This is a genomic window from Bradyrhizobium tropiciagri (genome assembly GCF_018130505.1).
Taxonomy (GTDB): Bacteria; Pseudomonadota; Alphaproteobacteria; order Rhizobiales; family Xanthobacteraceae; genus Bradyrhizobium; species Bradyrhizobium tropiciagri_B.
In genome coordinates, this window is record NZ_JAFCKH010000007.1 from 215,406 (window position 1) to 231,065 (window position 15,660).

The following is a 15,660-nucleotide window of genomic DNA, read 5'->3' on the forward strand; positions in this document are numbered from 1 at the left end:
TGCATGCCAAGCGAAACCGACGACATCGCCTCCGGCATCATCGCCAAATGGTCGGCCGGCTTCAGCAGGCTCGACGCCGACGTGCTGTCAGCGCTCTATTCCAGCAGAGCGTTCTTCTTCGGCTCGAACCCGACGCTCTATCGCGGTCGCGACGGCGTCAAAGCCTATTTCAATGGACTGCCGCGCTGGCGCACGCAGCGCGTCCAGTTCAGCGATGTCGCGACCGAGCGGGTCAATCCTGATCTCGTCAACATGGCCGGCATCGCATCCTTCTTCCTCGACGGCGACGCGCCGTCGCTCGCCGTCAAGATCACATGGGTGATCGCGCGCGAGGACGGCGACTGGAAGATCGCCTGCCACCACGTCTCCTCGAAAGAGCCGCTGATCTAACGCCGCATACCCTGGTAGCGATGTTGCGGTGCTCGCGTCTGCGAGCGCACCTCATTCACACCCTTGGGTAGAGTGTTGCGGTTCTGTTCTCTGTTGGCTTGCAGCGGCATCCGCTAGCCTCCGGCCCGGCAGGGATCGCAAGCGGAATGGCGGAGCAGGGCATTACCCCGGGCGGCAAACGCGGCTATGCGGGGACGTGGCCGCCGCGCGCGGCTGCCCCGGTCGGCGGCTATGTCCCGGCACGGACCAGCATCTGGCCGCCGATCATCGAGACATTGCGGCAATGGGCACGCGCGGAGGCGGGCGCCGGGCGATTGTTGCCTTGGGTGCCGGTCGCGTTCGGCACCGGCATCGCCTTCTACTTCGCGGCCGAGCACGAGCCGATGCTGTCGGTTGCGGCGAGTGTCGCGATTGCGCTCTGCGTGCTCGCATTCCTGTTGCGGCGGCGGCGGATGTTTGCTGCCGTCGTGATGCTGGCGGCGGCCGCGGCAGGCTTTGCCACCGCGACCTGGAAGACCGCGCGCATCGCGCACAATGTGCTGGCGCGGCCGATGTTCTCGGTGGCGCTAACCGGATTCGTCGAGACGCGTGATATCAGAGAGAAGACCGATCGCTTCGTGCTGCGCGTGGTCTCGATGGAAAGTCCGCGCGAGACGACAAAACTCGAGCGCGTGCGGCTTTCGGTGAAGAAGGGCGCCGCGCCGGAGGTGGGCAGCTTCGTCGAACTGAAGGCGCGGCTGTTGCCGCCGCTCGGGCCGCAGCGGCCGGGCTCCTATGATTTTGGGCGCGACCTTTACTTCCAGGGCATCGGCGCCTCCGGCTTCGTGATGGGTGCGGTCAAGACCAGCGAGCCGCCGGCGAGCGGCGGCCTGAAGCTGCGCTACGCCGCCACCATGCAGGGCCTGCGCGATGCCATCGATGCGCGAATCCGGACCACGCTCGACGGCGACCGGCGCGCGATCGCGACCGCGCTGCTCACCGGACGGCGCGATGCGATCTCGTCGCCGGTCAACGATGCGATGTTCATCTCCGGGCTCGGCCATGTGCTGTCGATCTCCGGCTATCACATGGCAGTGGTCGCGGGCGTGGTGTTCTTCGCGGTGCGCGCGCTGCTCGCGCTGTTTCCGGCACTGACGGCGGGGCAGCCGATCAAGAAATGGGCGGCCGCGGCCGCGCTGTTTGCCGCGGCGTTCTATCTGCTGCTGTCGGGGGCCGAAGTCGCGACGCAGCGATCGTTCTTCATGACCGCCGTGGTGCTGATCGCTGTCATGGTCGATCGCCGCGCGATCACGTTCCGGACGCTGGCGGTGGCGGCGCTGATCGTGCTGGCGATCGCGCCGGAGGCGCTGGTGCATCCGAGTTTTCAAATGTCGTTCGCCGCGACGCTCGGCCTGGTCGCGCTGGTGCAGATCGGGATGCCGAGCCTCCTCGCATCGCCCGATCATTCGGTGACCGCGCGGGTCGCGCTGTGGGGCGGGCGCGAGCTCGTCGTGCTGGTGCTGGCCTCGCTGGTGGCGGGGCTCGCCACCACGCCCTATGCCGCGTTCCACTTCCATCGCGTGACGCCCTACGGGTTGCTCGCCAATCTCGCGGCGATGCCGGTGGTGTCGGCGATCGTGATGCCGGCAGGCTTGCTCGGACTGTTGGTGATGCCGTTCGGCTTCGACGGCGTGTTCTGGGCGATCATGGGCGTCGGCATCGACTGGATGATCGTGGTGACGCAGTGGGTCGCGGCGCTGCCCGGCGCGGTCGGACGGATGGCGGCGTTCGGTGCCGGGCCGCTGATTGCGGCGAGCGCGGGGCTCATCCTGCTCGGGCTGCTGCGCACGCCGCTGCGCTGGTCGGGCGCGGCGCTGCTCGTGGTGGCGCTGGTCTGGGCGGTGCGGGCGCCGCTGCCGGACGTGCTGATCTCCGCCGACGGCCGCAACGTCGCCGTTCGCGGCGGCGACGGTCGGCTGCATCTGATGCACGGCGTCAAGGATGCCTTTCTCGTCAAGGAGTGGCTGGCGGCGGATGCAGATGCGCGGATGGCCGGCGACCCGTCGCTCGGCGTCGGTGTGTCCTGCGATCCAACCGGCTGCGTGACCAGGGCCGCCGGCGGCGGCATCGTCGCGCTGGCGAACCGGCCCGAGGCGCTGGCCGACGATTGCCAGCGGGCGGCGCTGATCGTGACGGCGCGGCCGGTGCCCGCGGGCTGCGCGGCCTCGGTGATCGATGCCGAGCGGTTGCGGCGCCACGGCGCGCTGACGCTGCGCCGCAGCAGCAGCAGCGACGGTGGCTTTGCGATCGATGCGGTCAAACCGGGCGGCATCGACCGGCCATGGTCACCGGCGGTTCCCGGCGACGGCGAGAGTGAGACCATCCTGCGCCCGCCTGCCGCAGCGTCGCGGCCGGCGGTCGATGCGACGCCGGCCGAGGCCGACGTCCAGCCCGACGACTAGTGTTGCCCGGATGAAGGGTCGACCGGCAGCTCGAACAGGCCGAGATGGTATTCGTCCTCGTCGGGACCGGCGTCGGGCTTCTTGACGAGGGTGAAGACGGCTTCGGGAAATTGCTGCCAGACCTTGAGGTCTTCGGCGGTCACCGTCAGCCAGCCGAACCGGAACATGTAGCGGCCCGGTTCCGTGACGCGTCCAGCCTTTTGCCATGTGACCTTGTCGACCACTGCGCAGCTTTCCGAGAATGCACGTCTGTGTGCGGATGATGCGCCAAGGTGCCGCCCGGCGCAACCAGCCGCCGCCCAACGCAACCGGCGCCGCTCGACGCAAATCCGCAAGCTGCGCCCCGGAGCCTCAAGGTCCGGGGTCGCTTGAAATCGCCTTGGTCACCCGCCGCGCAAGCAGACCTCATCCGGCGGAGACGATGCGCTCAACCCAAAAACAGCGATGCGAATACGGAGGGCCGCCGCTCCACGACCTTGGGCTTCTGCTCGACCGGCGGATGCGTTGCCGGCAGCTGCAGCACGGTGCAGCGCTGGCCTTCGACCAGCTGGGTCACCAGCACATGGGTGCCGTCGGGGAATTCGACCGCATCGTGATGGCGGTCGGGCACATCGGGCTCGACTTCGTTGAACACGCCGACGCGGAAGCCGATGGTCTTGGTCCAGATCCAGCGGCTGTCGTAGCGGACGTTCTCGGCGAAGGCGAGCTCGGTGCCCGGCAGCATGCAGACCGCGACGTTGGGATCGGTCTCCGAAGCAAAACCGCGGGTCGACGTGCCGCGGAATGTCGTGCTGATCAGCGTCTCTCCGACGACGGCGGGACGCGATTGCACCGCGTGCAGGCTATAGTCACACATCGGATGGCTCCTCTGTCGAGGTAGCGACCCGTGCCTCTCCTTGAGGCGCAGGCCTCTACCAGAGTGGACGATAGCGAACGAGTGTTTCCTCGTTTCGAGGCGATTGTACGACTGGCCGCGAAAAGCCCCGATCACAAACGCGCTACACGGCGCGCCGGCGGTATCGGGGCGCATCCGGGTGAAAAATCACGCGCTGCGCTATACGTTCAAGCAACGGTCCGATGTGTCGCTCCGTTCCTTCGCGGCTTCAGTATTTGCGATAGAGTCCGATCAGCTTGCCCTGGATGCGAACGCGGTTCGGCGGCAGGATGCGCACTTCGTAGGCGGTGTTGGCCGGCTCGAGCGCGATCGACGCACCGCGGCGGCGGAAGCGCTTCAAGGTGGCTTCCTCCTCGTCGATCAGCGCCACCACGATGTCGCCGGTATTGGCGGTGTCGTTGCGCTGGATCAAGGCCATGTCGCCGTCGAGGATGCCGGCATCGACCATCGAGTCGCCGCGGACCTCCAGTGCGTAATGCTCGCCGGAGCCGAGCATGTCCGGCGGCACGCTGATGGTGTGGCTGCGGGTCTGCAGCGCCTCGATCGGGGTACCGGCCGCGATCCGGCCCATCACCGGCACGGCGACCGGGCGGTTGCCGTCGTCCTCGGCGACCGGCGGCGTGCTGGCGCGCCGGCCGAGCGTGCCTTCGATGACGCTCGGCGTAAAGCCGCGGCGGCCGTTGGCGCCGCCGGCGGACAATTCGGGAAGCTTGATCACCTCGATCGCGCGGGCGCGGTTCGGCAGGCGACGGATGAAGCCGCGCTCTTCCAGCGCGGTGATGAGCCGATGGATACCGGACTTCGAGCGCAGGTCGAGCGCATCCTTCATCTCGTCGAACGAGGGGGGTACGCCGGCCTCTTTCAGACGTTCATTGATGAAACGCAGAAGTTCGTACTGTTTGCGCGTGAGCATCTCGAGTATTCCCCCGGTTTGATAGCGTCGTTCGATTCCGAGACCTCGGAAGACCCGACCTCAGGAGCGCGCGGCTCGCGAAGATCTAGGGTGGCCTCCCGATTGTGGGCACCAGTACTCGAAACAAATCATGAACGGACACTATATGTTCGATATGTGTTCCGCAACCACTTAATTTCAGGTGAACGTAACCGGCAAACCTCTAACGAAGAGGGCCGCGATGCCTCACTCCGGCACGATCAGGATCTCGCAATGCTCGCCTTTGGCGGCGGCTGGCGCGAACGGCGGACGGATGAGAAGTGCCCCTGCCGCAGCGAGATTCCCGAGCAGCGAGCTGTCCTGCTTGTTCACCGGCGTTGCGATCAGCGCGCCATCCTCGCGCTCCTCGATATGCGCGCGCAGATAGTCCTCGCGCTGGTCGTTGGCGGCGAGATCGCGGCCGAGCAGCGCACGCTCGCGGACGTGATGAATAGCCTTGCGGCCGCTCAAAGCCCGAATCAACGGCACCAGAAACAGGTAGGCGCAGACATAGGACGACACCGGATTGCCGGGCAGGCCGATCACCCGCATCGCGCCGAGGCGGCCGTGCATCATCGGCTTGCCGGGCCGCATCGCGATCCGCCAGAACGCCATGCTGACGCCCTCGGCCTCCAGCGACTGCTTGACGAGGTCGTGGTCGCCGACCGAGGCGCCGCCGGTGGTGATCAGGACGTCGGCGCCGGCGTCCCGTGCGCGGCGAATCCCGGAGGTGGTCGACGCGACCGTGTCGGCGGCGATCCCGAGATCGATGGTGTCGGCGCCCTCGGCGCGCGCCAGCGCCCGCAGCGCGTAGCCGTTGGAATAGACGATCTGGCCGGGACCCGGCACGGAGCCCGGCATCACCAGCTCGTCGCCGGTGGCGAGCACCGCGACCTTCGGACGGCGGTGCACCGCGAGTTCCGGATAGTTCATCGATGCGGCGAGCGAGAGCGCGCGGTCGGAGAGGCGGCTGCCGCCGGTCAGCAGCACGTCACCTTCGCGGAAATCCACCCCGGCGGGGCGGATATGCCGCCCGGCCGCCGCGGCTTCGGTGATGGTGATGTGGTCGCCGTCGACCCGGGTGTCCTCCTGGATGATCACCGCATCGGCGCCGGCAGGGATCACGCCGCCGGTGAAGATCCGCACCGCTTCGCCCGGGCCGACCGTCCGCTCGAACGGCCGCCCGGCGGCGACTTCGCCGATCACCTTCAGCCGCGCCGACAGGTCGGACGCATCGATCGCGCGCACGGCGTAGCCGTCCATCGCCGACATCGCCTCCGGCGGCTGGGTGCGGCGCGCTGCGAGATCGCGCGCCAGCGTGCGGTGGTAGGCGGCATCGAGCGCGACCATCTCCTCAGGCAGCGGCTCGGCACCGGCGAGAATGGCTGACAGGGCATCGGCAACCGGCATCAAGGCCACGCTGAGACTCCTCGATTCAAACGCTCAAATTCCAGAGCTCAAATTCCACAGCTCAAATTCCAAGAGCTCAAATTCCAAGCGCGGTCAGCGCCCTTGCCACGTCATCCATCGATGTCACGTGGACGGCATGAAGGCCGCGCGCCCGCGCACCTTCGATGTTGGCGGCCGAGTCGTCGAAGAACAGGATCCGCGACGCCGGCACGCCGATCTCCTTTACCACATGATCATAGGCCTCGGCGTCGGGTTTGCGGAACCCGATGGTCGAGGACAGGAAGACGGTGCGGAAGTGGCTGAGCACCTCGGCATACTGCTTCGAGAAATATGCGATATGGGCCGGGTTGGTGTTGGAGAACGCATAAAGCGGCAGCCGCTTGCCGGCCGACGCGAGCATCGCCGCGATCCCCGGCATCTCGCCGGTGAAGATCGCGTTCCAACCCTCGAGGAACTGGGCGTCGGTGATGCCGATGTCGAGCGTGCCGCGCAGGTTCGCAAAGAACGCGGCGTCGTCGATCCGGCCGATCTCGTGATGCTTGAAACTGTCGTCGACGACGAAGCGCGAGGCGAGGTCGTCCGGCAGGCAGCCGGCATGCGTCGCCCAGCTCGCCATCACCCTGTCGAAGCTGATGTCGAGCACGACCCGGCCGATATCGAACAGCAGCACGTCGACGGAATTGGGGGAGAGCGAGGAGGTCATTGCGCGACCGGTGTACGAGAATTGCGGGGTGGCGGCAATGGAGTCGATGGGGTGGGGCGACCGTACGAACCGGCGCCCGACTCTCTCCGCTCGTCGTCCTGGCTTTCGCCAGGACGACAGTGTTGTGCGAGCGCCAGCCACACCTGCGGTGTCATCACCCGGCTTGACCGGGTGATCCAGTATTCCAGAGACGGTCGTGATTGGACCGAGAGGCCGCGGCGTACTGGATCGCCCGGTCGAGCCGGGCGATGACAGCTGGGATGGGGATGTAGTTTCGCATTCTCGCGACATGGTCGTCCGAGCTCTGCACATCCATACGAAAATCCGGAGCAGGATAAACAGAAATGGACGCGGAAGCGGGGATCCTAGTGCCTCGCTCTGCCATTGTGAAAAACCAATGCGGCATGAAACAGTGGATCGGTGCCGGTGCGGACCTCGACCGCCACATCATCGTCTCGGCCATGCATGCTCGCGGCGTCGCGGGCCAACACCGCCAATGTGTGCGCCGCTTCCATCTCGGCCGCGCGCTGGTCTGGCAGATCCAATCCTTCCTCATCGGGGTAGAGGCCGGTTCCATCTCTAATGTCGAAGAAATAGCGCGTCATGTGACGCTTTCCTCACCGAGGGGGGGTAGCACCGTCATGGCAACGAGGGGCGTTCGGAAACAGTTCCTAGGCCAACGGCATCGCCTCAGCTCAAATCACAACCCGGACGGGTCGTGGTGAGCCTTTGCTCACCGGGGTCTTGCTTGCACCGGCCTGCCGACGACCCTATGTTATCGTTATTCGATTAGCCGCCGTGCCTTTTTGAATGTGCCCGCGGGCTACTTTCCGAAGACATCGCACCAGTTGAATCCGGCCGCAGACCGGCCGAGCGAAACGTACTTTGGAGAAGAAAATGGCGACAGGCACAGTGAAGTGGTTCAACGGCCAAAAGGGCTATGGGTTCATCCAGCCGAGCGACGGCAGCAAGGATGTGTTCGTGCATATCAGCGCAGTCGAGCGTGCGGGCTTTAGCGGTCTCGCCGAAGGCCAGCGCGTCAACTACGAGATCAGGACCGACCGGAAGAGCGGGAAAGACAGCGCGGATAATCTTTCTCTCGCATAGAGCGCGCTCGTCATTCCACGGATGTACTGGAATGATCGCGGCGGAATGATCATGGCTCGCTCGATCCCGGATTGAGCGAGCCTTGTTTCCTGCAGACAAGGATCGGCGATGGACGGGAAGAAGGTGCTCTCGCCTACGAGCGTCGCGCGTGCTGAACGGCAGCGTGTGGCTGCGGAAGAAGGCGCGCGAGCGATGGCCGAGATCGACCGTGAGGCCGTTGCGGTCCGCAAGAACATGGAACGGCTCCGCCTGTTGAGGGAAGCCAAGCAGGCGGCGGACGCCGGTGCTCAAGCAGATGCCCCCGACGTCAAGAAGAAGCGCACGAAGACCGTGTGATCTCCACGATCGAAGACCTCCAAATGGCTGATCGCGACCGCGGCAATAGCTGATGCTGGCAAGCATCCTCGTCGCAGGTTTGGCGCGCCGGCGCATAACAAAGCGCGATAGCTGCTAGACACATCCTCGTCTACCGTCCGGCGCCGCTGCAAGTTATCACCGCCAGCAATGAATCCCGCTACCCAATCCCGCACATGATGAGCCTGCAGGAGCAGTCGATGCGTTTGCCTCCCGTTCTTTTGGCCGTTCCTTTGGCCTTCGCGCTCGCTGCGAGCCCGGCGGCCGCCGAAGAGCTGTCCGGCACGCTGCAGAAGGTCAAGGAGACGAAGAAGATCACGCTCGGCTATCAGGAGGCGTCCGTTCCGTTCAACTATCTCGATGACCAGCAGCGGCCGATCGGCTTTGCGCTCGATATCTGCCTGAAGATCGTCGATGCGGTGAAGCAGCAGCTCGGCACGCCGGATATCGCGGTCGACTACCTCCCGGTGACCTCGTCGAACCGGATCCCGCTGATGGTGAACGGAACGATCGATCTGCATTGCTCGGCCACCACCAACAGCGCCGATCGCCAGAAGCAGGTCACCTTCACCAACACGCACTTCCTCAGTGCGACGAAATTTGCCGCGAAGAAGTCATCCGGCATCAACACCATCGATGACCTGAAGGGCAAGTCGGTGACCGCGGTGGCGGGCTCGGTCAACCTGACGCAGCTCATCAAGGTCAATGCCGAGCGCAAGCTCGGCGTCAACGTCCTGCCGGCCAAGGACCAGGCCGAGGCTTTCCTGATGCTGGAGACCGATCGCGCCCAGGCCTATGCGCTCGACGACGTGCAGCTCTACGTGGCGATTGCGCGATCGAAGCAGCCGGCGCTCTACATGGTCAGCGAGGAGGCGTTCTCGAAGGCGGAGCCGTTCGGGATCATGCTGCGCCGGGAGGACGCGCCCTTCAAAGCGCTGGCCGACCGCGCCACCGCGGAGCTCTACAAGAGCCCGGAGATCGAGGTCATGTACCGCAAGTGGCTGGAAGCGCCGACGCCGCCGAACGGCATCAACTACAATGTTCCGATGTCGCCGGCGCTGCGCAACGCGTTCAGCAATCCGAGTTCGAGCTACGATCCGGATGTGTACGAGTAAGGCTCCGAAGGAGTCGATTGCGGCGGGCGCGACGTCGGGTGAGGGTGCACCCGGGGAGCTCCTGCGACGCGCGTTGCCTAGACATCGTTGGAGACGAAAAATCTTGGATTCGGAGTAGCCGGGCGACAATGGCTGTTGCAACTCGGCGGTGTACCACGTTTCTATTTCAATTCTCGCAGTGGTTGTGTTAGCTTGCGCCTATATACGGGGGCAGCATGACGATAGAGCAGGCAACTGATATTCGAGCTGAAGCTATTTTGAAGGGGCTGAGCGAACTGCAAGCTTTGCTGGAGGAGCCTATCACTAGGCACGCGTTAGACCTCACTAACAACGCAAAAACCGCACATCATTACGATATTCTAAATCGGACTCATCGAAGCCTAACACAATATCTGAGGCTTGAAGGGGACCTTTTTTACGTTGGCCTGCTTGGGCACTTTTCGACAGGGAAATCCAGCACGATCAATTCCGTTCTCGACACTTGGGGTTCTGAATCTGAGCGTCCCACCGATCTGAATCCAACCGACGACACAATCACGTTGGTAACACGCCCCGCGAATGAGAAGTATCTGTTGGGAGTTATACGTGAAGGTTCGGTTACAATTCGATCCAAGCCGATTGATAATGAGCTCCTTGATAACATCGTGCTTGTTGATACTCCAGGCACTGGTGATCCGGCGTTAGTCGAAGAAATCGCGCGAGATTTCTTGCCGATCTGCGACGTGATCTTGTTCTTCCTCTCAGCGGCTAGCCCTCTCGACAAGGACGACATGCCGCTCCTTGAGGAGCTTCACAAGCGCTTGCCGTTCGTGCCGATTCATTTCGTCGTTACACGAGCCGACGAGTTGCGACGTGACATTCTAGCTGCCGTATCCCAAGACAATATTGACGCCGGAAAGCGTGCGCGATTCTTTGATGAGGTCTTGGGCCGCCTCAACAAGCTATTGAAGCCAAAGCTCTACACGGAAGAGCAGTTTATTCTGCTAGACAATAGGCACAAGTATAACGTGGCCGGCGTCAAGCAATTTATCCAGTCCAAATGCGATCCGACCAATTCGCGGTCTCGTCTAGCGATGCATAGCCACAAGCTCGGCTATTTTGCCGCGATCGCAAAAGATCTAAGAGGCTTCTTCGAGACCTTTCTAGACTTCAAGCTTCGAGAGCTAAACAAGATAGTGCATTCCGCCGAGCAAAATCGCGTTCGCTACACGGAAAACGTCCGCATATCAAATAACAACTTAACGAAGACCTGGCTCGACCAACTTGCCGCTGTGCACGTGGAGCGCGATCGAGTTCTGAAAGCGTTGCCCGAACCGGAGTTGCTTCCGTCCGTAGTTGATGGATTCGAAGTCATTAGGAAGCGGCGTCAGGAAATTGCGGGAGAGATTTTTGAAGACGCACAGCGCACCGCCCGTCACGTCGCTGAGACGCTCAAGCTAAAGATTTCCTCGAGCATCGCTGATCAGATTCACGAATACGAGTTGATGAGCTTAGAAGCGATTGCGGGTGATGCGGGAGACGCGATTTCGCTCAAAATTCCTCAAATGGAGCTGGGCGCTACAATGCCATTGGTTCCGTCCAAGCTAATGACAAAGTGGGCGACATTTAGAGAGGCCAAGGTCGGGTCGTTGCGCGAGATGGCTGCAAGATTGAGAAAGGTTATCGAAGAAGCAAACGCGCTCGTGATGGTTGGCTCTCCATTTACTGAGTGCGAAAAGATCGTGCGGGGGGCGCAGAACTCCCTTACGGATGATCTTACGCGATTTTTTGGGAATGCTGAACTTTATCGCGCCGGAGTCTTTACTCATACAACGAAGGAATCGATTGGCGCCCTCGGGCTAGGAAAGGAGCTCGACGATCTCGAATCCGAATTTGACGAATCCGACCGAGCTACGTTCACCGCGGACGCCGTAAACAATCTCTTCTCGCAGTTTTCGGAGATAGCCAACGATGCCCGCACCCAGGTTGTGGCAATGGAAAAGAAACTGCGTCCATTGGTGACAAGAATCAATGATTTGAAAATTCCGTCGCCGGAAACGAACTATACGCTTCTCGACACCTTGGCGGCTGCTGAGAGCGATTCTGCTATCCAAGATCTGTTTAGAGAGCTACGCGATAATGTGGGCCTATTTCTTGGCACGCTCGAAGCGAAGCTGTCGAGTATTGTTGCCGAGAAGCGGCGTGCTTACGAGAAAGAAATGTCTGACGCTCGAAGGCGTCGTCGATTTCTATACGTTGGCACTTCTATCGTCGGTGCGGTCTTGGGTTTATGTACTTACTTGGCCTATGTCGACGCTGTAGAGATTCCTCAGAATACGTTCCATGCAGTCCTTTGGAATATTGTAGCTCAGCTGATCTGGGCGCCGCTTGCGTTCTTAGGTGCGAAAGCCATCGACAATTTTCCAAAGCGATCGAGAACGATCAGAAGCGACCATCAATCATTGCTTCGGCGCGAGCTCGAAAGGACGGCAGACGAAGAGATCGCCAGCTACGAATTTGCAGCGATTAGTGCGCAAACTCTCTCGAAGAGATTGGACAAAGCATATCAAGGTCTCATCGACTATGACCCTGACAGCTGGAATATGACCGCGGCGGAGCGCCTCATAACATTGCGCGAGTTGCATTCCGAATTCTGTAAGAGCCGCACAGAATATGCCGACTTGGTCGAGACGGTGACGGACAGAGTCTCCTCATATTTTAGCGATGCGACCAAGAATTTGCAGCTGTTGAATGACGTGGCCGATAAGATAAAGGCAAGAGCTATAGAGCCGTCGTTTAAGTTGCTTGGTGATACACGGGAATCGTTACATCGGATCAGACAGCAACTTCATGAGGTCGAATTTGGATAGTGAGGTTGTTTCGGGGGCTGGTGACCTGCATTAGGCGAGTTTTGGACAGTCCTCCGGATTCTACAGCCGCTCGTATCTGAATTGACGACGTGGGTATCATTCTGCGCTCGAATGCTCCTAACTGGCATCGCGAGCGAAGCTGCGCTTGTTCAATTTCGCTTGCAGGAGCGTATGTCTCACCTCTCCGCCTAGACGATCTGGCTTACAGGTAGTGTGAGCGTGCGGAAACCGTAACCTACACTTCAGCGACCAGTTCGCTGATCTGCTGCCGCAGCCAGCTATGCGCGGGGTCGCGGTCGTAGGACGTATGCCATAGCAGCGACACCGTCACATCGCGCAGCTCCACCGGCGGCGGGCTGAGGCTGAGCCCGAGCTCGGTGGCGAACAGGCGGGCCAGCCGCGCGTGCATGGTGACGATGACGGGGGCACGCGCCACCAGGAACGGCACCGTGAGGAAGCGTGGCGTGGTCAGCGCCACCGAGCGGCGGAGACCCAGCTTCTCCAGCGCTTCATCGACGACGCCACGCACGCTGAGGCCGGGCCGCAGGCTGGTCAGCACGTGCGGCAGCCGCACATAGTCGTCGAGCGAGATCGGCGCTTTGATACCGGTCTTTTCGGCGTTGAACATGCACAGATAAGTTTCAGTGAACAGCTTGCGCCGCTTGTGGTGCGACTGTCCGTGCTGGAACATGTCGTAGCCGATGGCGAGATCCATCTCGTCGGCGTCGAGATCCTCGAACAGGCGGGACGTATCGAAATTGTAGAGCCGCAGGTGAATGCCGGGCGCGATCTCGCGCATGCGCGCCAGCAGAGCGGGCATGATCAGGATCTCCATGCTGTCGGGCAATCCGAACCTGAAGGTGCGCACCGCCGTGGCCGGATCGAACGCCTGGTCGCGCGCCACCAGCGCCTCGACCTGCGCCAGCATGGTCCGCACCGGTTCGACCAGCGTCACCGCGCGCGGGGTGAGGCGCATGCCGTCGGAACTCCGCGTCAGCAGTTCGTCGCCGAACAAGTCGCGCAGCCGGGCGAGGTTGTGGCTCATCGCGGATTGGCCGATGCCGACCCGGACTGCGGCCCGCGTGACGCTCCGCTCGGTCAGCAGGGCGTCGAGATGAACCAGCAAATTCAAGTCGATACGGCTTAAATTGACGGCGTCGATGGTCATTATCGATCCTATCGGTTTGATCGATAATGATAGCCTCACCATCTCCACCGGCAAGGGAGCAGGCGGGCAATGTGGCCCGCCGCCCAAACCAACGGAGAGTTAAATGTCAGTCCGCAGCACGCTTCTCGCAGCCGCCTTCACCCTGGCCTCATTGGGCGCCGCACATGCGGGCGGCCTGCGGCCGATCGAGGGGCAGAGCATCCGGCTCGGCGACGTCACCGGCGTCGCCTATTACACCGTCGAGCGCGACGGGTTCCGCGTCGTGACGACGCTGGCGCAGGGCGAGGCGGGCACGCCGATCCGCTTTGTCTCGGTGCTGGCGCCGGGTCAGCGCGTCGTGCTTTCGACGCCGCACAACGCCGGCGCGCTCGAAATCACCCGCGACGGCGACAATCTGTCGGTCCGCAAGGCGGCTGTGGTGTCCAACTAATTCCGGGCTGCCCGGCGCCTCCGGCAACAGAGGCGCCGGCGCCGAATGCGAGGTTCAGACATGTCCACGATCCATCTGCATCGGACCACCAGCCTGACGCCGGAGCAATATCTGACCGGGCTGACCGACTTCGGGCCCGGTCGCGCCAGGCTGTTCGGCAACAGCGCCGACGAATATCTCAAGGTGCATCATCGCGGCGCCTCGCAGGCCGACGTCACCGAGGGCTCGGCCGGCATCTGGGAACGCTTGCACTATGATTGGTCCGACCCGAACCGCGTCGTGCTGACGACGACCGACTCCAACGTATGGGGCGGCCCGTCGGGGCACACCTACACCTTTACGCGCCGCCCGGATGGCAGGACCGACATCGACGTTGCCGTTGTGCGCGCCGGCAAGAATCTTCGAGGATGGATCCTTGGTCTCGTGCTTGCGACAGTCGGCCGAAGGGTCCTGGAAAAAGCGTTCGAAAATTCCGTCACGGCGATCGAAAACGGTGCCTTGACCCGCCGCGATCGCATCGCCGCGTAGTCGCCAAGCGCAGTCGGAAAACGCAGGCAGCCGACGAAAGGGGTCTGGCGCGGGGTACCCGTTCACAACTCTTTTATTGCGGGCCACCGGGCCCTTCGTCTCCCTCAACTGTGCGGCGTCAGCTTGTTGTTGTACCCTCCGAGGCAATCGCACGGTCGCCGGGAGGAACTTGCATGAGCACCATCCTACTCAACCGCCGCACCCTGATCGCCGCTGGCGGCGCCGTCCTGGTAACCGGGACGTCCGGCCTCCTGTTGCCCGCCCGCGCAGACGACTTTGCACCGACCGCTTCGATGCCGGGCGGAGCCAACAATTACCGGGCGGGGGCGCCGACCGTGGACCGGATCGGGAAGGGTGGTTTCTGGATGAGCGGCACGGTGCGCCGCGCCGGTGACGGCGCCCCGCTTGCCGGGCAGCGCATCCAGATCTGGGCGCACACGACCGAAGGGCGCGAGCAGGACCCGCAGAGTCACGGCGCCACGCTCACCGACAAGAACGGGGCGTTCCGTCTCGAGATGCCGCAGATCGTTCCGGTGTTCGGCCAGCCGCACGGTCATCTCGCCTATGACAGCGGCGAATTCAAAACCGTCTTCCTCCGTCCCGTGATGGGAAGCGCAAAGGACACCAGCCTGGAGGCGCACTTCGTCCTGCAGCCGGCCTGACGGCGTTGCGAACGGAGCAGTGGAAATTGGCCCGGTTGATCCTGATCTGGGCCGTCATTGTTGTGGCCGTTGCCGTGCCGATCGCCGCTGCGGCTTTGAGCCCGCTGCTCGCATGGCGTGATCCCCTCTACATCCTGGCCGGTTTCGCCGGCATTGTCGCATTGGGCATCATGCTGTTTCAGCCGGTGCTGATCGGCGGATACCTGCCGGGATTGCCGGCCCGTATCGGGCGGCGTGTCCATCTGTGGACCGGAGCCGTGCTTGTCGCGGCCGTGGTGATCCACGTCGCCGGCCTCTGGATCACCAGTCCGCCCGACATGATCGACGCGCTGCTCTTCACGTCGCCGACGCCGTTCTCCCCCTTCGGCGTCATCGCCATGTGGGCGATCCTCGCCGTCGCGGTCCTCGCTGTGCTCCGCCGCCGGCTTGGATTACGACCGCGGACCTGGTTCCTCGTGCACAGGCTGCTTGCGATCGTCATCGTCGTGGGCACTGTGGTGCACGGCCTCCTGATCGAGGGGACGATGGAGACGGTCTCGAAGGTGGCGCTATGCGCGCTGGTCGTCGCGGCGACCGTCAAGGTGATGGCCGACTTGTGGATGTGGCGGAAAAGACGGACGGTGCACGAGCGGACCGACATCGGCGCAAGCTCGGCATAAAAAACAAAGGTGAGGGAC

General features: G+C 62.9%; 17 protein-coding genes. 10 read left to right on the top strand and 7 right to left on the bottom strand.

Going from position 1 to position 15,660, the window contains the following annotated elements:
* Window positions 1-3 precede the first annotated feature (3 nt).
* Both JQ633_RS19295 and JQ633_RS19300 read left to right on the top strand, forming a co-directional pair.
* Window positions 4-390, top strand: a complete 387-nt coding sequence (locus tag JQ633_RS19295) for a YybH family protein (RefSeq protein WP_211986637.1) — start codon at window positions 4-6, stop codon at window positions 388-390.
* A 146-nt stretch (window positions 391-536) separates the two neighbouring features.
* Window positions 537-2,831 carry a ComEC/Rec2 family competence protein gene (locus JQ633_RS19300; protein ID WP_211986638.1) on the top strand — a complete coding sequence of 765 codons (2,295 nt, stop codon included), beginning with the start codon at window positions 537-539 and terminating at the stop codon, window positions 2,829-2,831.
* Here the strand turns inward: JQ633_RS19300 and JQ633_RS19305 are convergent.
* From JQ633_RS19305 to JQ633_RS19330, 6 genes are all read right to left on the bottom strand, one after another.
* Complete coding sequence (locus JQ633_RS19305; protein ID WP_211986639.1) at window positions 2,828-3,055, bottom strand: hypothetical protein; 228 nt, start codon at window positions 3,053-3,055, stop codon at window positions 2,828-2,830. The genes JQ633_RS19300 and JQ633_RS19305 overlap by 4 nt on opposite strands.
* A gap of 203 nt (window positions 3,056-3,258) precedes the next feature.
* Window positions 3,259-3,687 (bottom strand): hypothetical protein, encoded by a 429-nt coding sequence (locus tag JQ633_RS19310; RefSeq protein ID WP_211986640.1) that lies wholly within the window; start codon window positions 3,685-3,687, stop codon window positions 3,259-3,261.
* Between the two features lie 247 nt (window positions 3,688-3,934).
* Window positions 3,935-4,639, bottom strand: coding sequence for a transcriptional repressor LexA (gene lexA / locus JQ633_RS19315; RefSeq protein WP_211986641.1), 705 nt, complete (start codon window positions 4,637-4,639; stop codon window positions 3,935-3,937).
* Window positions 4,640-4,864: 225 nt separating this feature from the next.
* Window positions 4,865-6,076 carry a molybdopterin molybdotransferase MoeA gene (locus tag JQ633_RS19320; protein WP_211986642.1) on the bottom strand — a complete coding sequence of 404 codons (1,212 nt, stop codon included), beginning with the start codon at window positions 6,074-6,076 and terminating at the stop codon, window positions 4,865-4,867.
* 67 nt (window positions 6,077-6,143) lie between these two features.
* Window positions 6,144-6,770, bottom strand: a complete 627-nt coding sequence (locus tag JQ633_RS19325) for an HAD-IA family hydrolase (protein WP_211986643.1) — start codon at window positions 6,768-6,770, stop codon at window positions 6,144-6,146.
* 365 nt (window positions 6,771-7,135) lie between these two features.
* Entirely contained in the window at window positions 7,136-7,375 is a 240-nt protein-coding gene (locus JQ633_RS19330; protein ID WP_211986644.1) for a DUF6894 family protein, read from the bottom strand.
* 292 nt (window positions 7,376-7,667) lie between these two features.
* Between JQ633_RS19330 and JQ633_RS19335 the strand changes: the two genes are divergently transcribed.
* The 4 genes from JQ633_RS19335 (at window position 7,668) to JQ633_RS19350 (ending at window position 12,195) form a co-directional block, all read left to right on the top strand.
* On the top strand, window positions 7,668-7,877 hold the full coding sequence (locus JQ633_RS19335) for a cold-shock protein (protein ID WP_211986645.1): 210 nt from the start codon (window positions 7,668-7,670) through the stop codon (window positions 7,875-7,877).
* A gap of 108 nt (window positions 7,878-7,985) precedes the next feature.
* Complete coding sequence (locus tag JQ633_RS19340; RefSeq protein WP_211986646.1) at window positions 7,986-8,213, top strand: transcriptional regulator; 228 nt, start codon at window positions 7,986-7,988, stop codon at window positions 8,211-8,213.
* A gap of 218 nt (window positions 8,214-8,431) precedes the next feature.
* Window positions 8,432-9,346: an amino acid ABC transporter substrate-binding protein gene (locus JQ633_RS19345; RefSeq protein WP_211986647.1), complete on the top strand. Its 915-nt coding sequence runs from the start codon at window positions 8,432-8,434 to the stop codon at window positions 9,344-9,346.
* A 215-nt stretch (window positions 9,347-9,561) separates the two neighbouring features.
* Window positions 9,562-12,195 (top strand): GTPase, encoded by a 2,634-nt coding sequence (locus tag JQ633_RS19350; RefSeq protein ID WP_211986648.1) that lies wholly within the window; start codon window positions 9,562-9,564, stop codon window positions 12,193-12,195.
* Between the two features lie 235 nt (window positions 12,196-12,430).
* Here the strand turns inward: JQ633_RS19350 and JQ633_RS19355 are convergent, their stop codons facing one another.
* Window positions 12,431-13,363: a LysR family transcriptional regulator gene (locus tag JQ633_RS19355; RefSeq protein WP_211986649.1), complete on the bottom strand. Its 933-nt coding sequence runs from the start codon at window positions 13,361-13,363 to the stop codon at window positions 12,431-12,433.
* A 103-nt stretch (window positions 13,364-13,466) separates the two neighbouring features.
* On the opposite strand from JQ633_RS19355, the gene JQ633_RS19360 reads away from it, so the two are divergent.
* The 4 genes from JQ633_RS19360 (at window position 13,467) to JQ633_RS19375 (ending at window position 15,642) form a co-directional block, all read left to right on the top strand.
* The gene (locus tag JQ633_RS19360; RefSeq protein WP_211986650.1) at window positions 13,467-13,793 is read left to right on the top strand and encodes a hypothetical protein; all 327 of its coding nucleotides are present in this window, start codon (window positions 13,467-13,469) and stop codon (window positions 13,791-13,793) included.
* 60 nt (window positions 13,794-13,853) lie between these two features.
* Window positions 13,854-14,321 (top strand): hypothetical protein, encoded by a 468-nt coding sequence (locus tag JQ633_RS19365; RefSeq protein ID WP_211986651.1) that lies wholly within the window; start codon window positions 13,854-13,856, stop codon window positions 14,319-14,321.
* Between the two features lie 173 nt (window positions 14,322-14,494).
* The gene (locus tag JQ633_RS19370) at window positions 14,495-14,983 is read left to right on the top strand and encodes a Twin-arginine translocation pathway signal (RefSeq protein WP_211986652.1); all 489 of its coding nucleotides are present in this window, start codon (window positions 14,495-14,497) and stop codon (window positions 14,981-14,983) included.
* 35 nt (window positions 14,984-15,018) lie between these two features.
* On the top strand, window positions 15,019-15,642 hold the full coding sequence (locus JQ633_RS19375) for a ferric reductase-like transmembrane domain-containing protein (protein ID WP_211986867.1): 624 nt from the start codon (window positions 15,019-15,021) through the stop codon (window positions 15,640-15,642).
* Window positions 15,643-15,660 lie beyond the last annotated feature (18 nt).